General features: G+C 62.2%; 3 protein-coding genes. 1 reads left to right on the top strand and 2 read right to left on the bottom strand.

Annotation, left to right across the window (positions count from 1 at the left end):
- Positions 1–135 precede the first annotated feature (135 nt).
- The gene (locus L0G76_RS14855) at positions 136–387 is read right to left on the bottom strand and encodes a PspC domain-containing protein (protein WP_304357929.1); all 252 of its coding nucleotides are present in this window, start codon (positions 385–387) and stop codon (positions 136–138) included.
- A 459-nt stretch (positions 388–846) separates the two neighbouring features.
- Between L0G76_RS14855 and L0G76_RS14850 the strand changes: the two genes are divergently transcribed.
- Positions 847–2,145 (top strand): PH domain-containing protein, encoded by a 1,299-nt coding sequence (locus L0G76_RS14850; protein WP_304357928.1) that lies wholly within the window; start codon positions 847–849, stop codon positions 2,143–2,145.
- A gap of 18 nt (positions 2,146–2,163) precedes the next feature.
- Here the strand turns inward: L0G76_RS14850 and L0G76_RS14845 are convergent, their stop codons facing one another.
- Complete coding sequence (locus L0G76_RS14845) at positions 2,164–3,417, bottom strand: FAD-dependent oxidoreductase (protein WP_304357927.1); 1,254 nt, start codon at positions 3,415–3,417, stop codon at positions 2,164–2,166.
- Between the last annotated feature and the right edge of the window lie 102 nt (positions 3,418–3,519).

Genomic DNA, 3,519 nt, shown 5'->3' with positions numbered 1-3,519 from the left:
AGAGCAACGGACTTTTAATCCGTGGGTCGTGGGTTCGATCCCCACGGGGCCCACCCAGACGAGCGAACCCTTCCGTCCCGGTGTCAGCACCGCGATCGGAGGGGTTCTTCGCTGTTGTTGCGCGCTATGCGCTGGTCACCGCTCGAGGCGGCCGCCGAATGCCTGTTCGATGGGAATGCTCCCGTCCTGCCACGGGGTGAGGACCCAAGCAACCAGATAAGCTCCGATTCCGAGGACCGGAAGCAGGAATGAAGCGAGGACCAGCAGACGGACCAGCCAAACGTTCAGGCCGGTCGACCTGGCGAGACTTCCCGAGATGCCGCCCAAGACCCTGTCGGGTCCGCGACGGAAGCCGGTATTGCGGATGGCATCGAATAGTTTTCTCATACCCTCAACATTACGCATATCCTGCGCTTTGAACAGGGGTGCTGACCGTCGAACCGGGTTGGGGGAAACCATAATCGCGGCCGCGTGGGTGCGCTGGAGGGGCGAGCCCTCCTCGGCGGCTCTGCAGGTCCGATTCTCATCATATGAGATCGCGATCACAGGTTTTGGGCGCGTCACCTCGTGAATGGGCGGCAAGGACGGTTACGCTTATGGGGTTGTGCAACCAATTGTCCGCATCTGCAATCTCAGCGACGCGGCAAAGAGGAGTCCGTTGTGAAGTGGTTGAAAAAGGCCGTCCTCACGCTCGTCGTCATATTTGTGGCTTTCTACCTGTTCAGTCGGCCAGAGGATTCGGCCGACGCAGTCAGAAACGCTTTCGAGGCGGTAGGCAACGGTGTCGGATCATTGGTCACGTTCTTCTCTTCTCTGTCCGCGTAAGCGTGTGATGGGCACCCGGACGTGCTGAGGCTATTGGCCGACCCGAGGGTCGAAAATCATCTCATCTCGGATGAGGGCGAAGAGATAGTCGACGAGGTGCGTCGCCACCCGCTCGCCTTCGTCACCCCCACGCTCATCATCCTGCTGGGTCTGGCCGTCGTGGCCCTCAGCTTCGCGGTCCCTGTCGATTTCGCCTCGATCCCGTTGGGCGTCGGGGTTGCCATTGGCCTGTTCGGGTTGTATCGCGGGCTGGCTGTGCATATGGACCGGTTCGTCATCACGAATATGCGGGTGTTCAGAATCCACGGGGTCTTCACTCAGCACAAGGCGACGATGCCGATGTCGCGTATTCTCGATATCTCGGTGCACAAGCCGCTGATCGGAAGAATCTTCAGGTACGGGCATTTCGTCTTCGAGTCAGCCGCCCAAGACCAGGGGCTGCGCGATATCCGCTATGTCGGCCGACCCGACGAGCGCGATCAGATCATTCAGACTGTGATTCAGCGCTCTGGACTGCGATCGGCAATCTCCTCCTTGAACGCCCAGGAGGACGAGGACGAAGACCTCCCCGGCGATGAAGACCTCTTCGGGGAGGTTGATCCCCAGTCCGACGCTGAGTTCAGCTCCGAGACCATTGCCGATGACGATGATGACCTCAATTCAGACCACATTGCCGTAGGCCACCAGCCCCGATTCAGTGCGGGAGTCAGCTCTGGTGCACCTCCGGCGGTGCGCACAGGGGCGGGTCCGGACGTGGACACCGAAGAGTGGACCACGATGGAGCTCAACACCGGTCACGGCTTCACGGACTCGGAGGAGATGAGAATCGGGAGCGCATCACCCGCACTGAATGATCCCGTTTCGATGGCGGCACGCTCCTGGGAGCAGCGGTGGCCCGAACGGAACCGGATGCAGACGGCAACGGAACTGATGCACGCCCACCGGATGCTCATCACCGATCTCGATGAGAAGCTGCGTCCCATGGGCCTGACGTATGCACGGTACGAGGTTCTGCTCCTGCTGTTCTTCGACCACCGAGGCGCACTCCCCCTCGTTGAGCTCACCGATCAGCTTCAAGTCGAGGCCAATTCGTCCTTCTCGTCGGTCCGGTGGCTGGAGGACAACGACCTGATCGAGAGGGAGCTGGAGCCCGGTGACGACGGGGAGGTCTTTGCGGAGATCACCCCGAAAGGACGTGCCCTGACCGACCGTGCCAGTCAGATCGTCGCCGACGCCCAGTTCGGACTGGGATCGATGTCGGAGGCCGAATGCCGTCAGCTCACCGACCTGCTGGCCCGACAGCGTCGCAACCGAGGCTGAAGCCGGCCGGGCCACAGATCAGACCGACTCCGGCTTCCGATGCGCGAAGTCCGGAGCGTGCTCGGGAGTCACACCCATCCCGAGGATTCGCGCCGGAACCACAGTCAGCGCAGGGAACGTCGTCAGCAGCCACACGACCGGTGCCGGGGGACGGATGACTCCGCCATTGTGGACGACCGGTTCGACCATGGCGTGGATGCCGCCCTGCAGCAGCTCAACGGCCTTCGTCGTCAGCATCCGTCTGCGCTGCACACGCCTGAGATCGCGGGTGGACACGGACCCAGAACGCAGGGCTTCGGCCAGCAGACGGGCCGTGGCCACACCATCCTGGACAGCCAGATTGACGCCGACTCCTCCCAGAGGACTCATAGCATGGGCGGAATCACCGATGCACAGCAGTCCGTCGATGAACCAGCGTCTGGCCTCGTTGCGCCGGACGTCGAGAAGCTTCACATCGTCCATCTCGAGTGCGTCAACGTCGTCTGCCAGCACTGGAAACGTCTCTGCAACCGCACGGCGAAGTGACTCGATGCCCTGCTCACGGAACCGTGTGTCCTCGCCCTTCGGGATGAGGCGGGCCATCTGCACGTGCCCGTCACGTGGAATTGCGACGAAGACGTTGCCGCCTTCGGCGCGAGGAGCGATCGATTGAGCGAGCTGTTGGGCGGTGTCGATCCGGAACCACCACACGTCGATCGTCGATCGCAGTTCCCGCATCGACAGCTGCGCTTCGTCCCGAGCCTTCGACCAACGACCGTCGGCAGCCACGACGAGTGGAGCCCGCAGCTCCGTCTGACCACCGGGAGTGTGCGCGCGGACGCCGACGACTCGGTCATCCGCCCAGATCAGGGAGGTCGTTTCGACGCCCATGCGCAGATCGAACCCGGGCTCGTCCTCCCCTGCCTTGGCGAGCAGATTGAGGAAGTCCCACTGAGGTGCGATCGTCATGAACGGATGTGGCGTATTCAACCTGGACAGATCGCCCAGGATGAAGTCCTGACCGTCGTCGCCGACGAGACTGATATTGGTCACCCTGCGGTGCGTGATCCGGGCGAATTCGTTGTAGAGTCCCAGCTCGTCGAGCAGTCGCAGCGTCGAAGGATGGATGGTGTCACCGCGGAAGTCGCGGAAGAAATCGTTGTGCTTCTCCAGCACCACAACCTTCACGCCTCCGCGCGCCAGGAGCAGCCCGGCGACGATTCCGGCGGGACCGCCTCCGGAGATGATGCAGTCGTATTCGACATCGGACTGGTCGTGCGCGGCGTCTGTCATGACACCCTCCTCAGCATTGGTGGCACAGCACCGATGCTAGACCAGCAGAGACATGAATGACATGGTGGGCCGAAACTCATCACCGGCGACCGCGGAAGACAG

Source organism: Brevibacterium picturae, from assembly GCF_030453725.1.
In the GTDB taxonomy this organism is placed as follows: domain Bacteria; phylum Actinomycetota; class Actinomycetes; order Actinomycetales; family Brevibacteriaceae; genus Brevibacterium; species Brevibacterium sandarakinum_A.
Note: the sequence above shows the minus strand (reverse complement) of the source record. Positions and strands in the feature narration are given on the sequence as shown.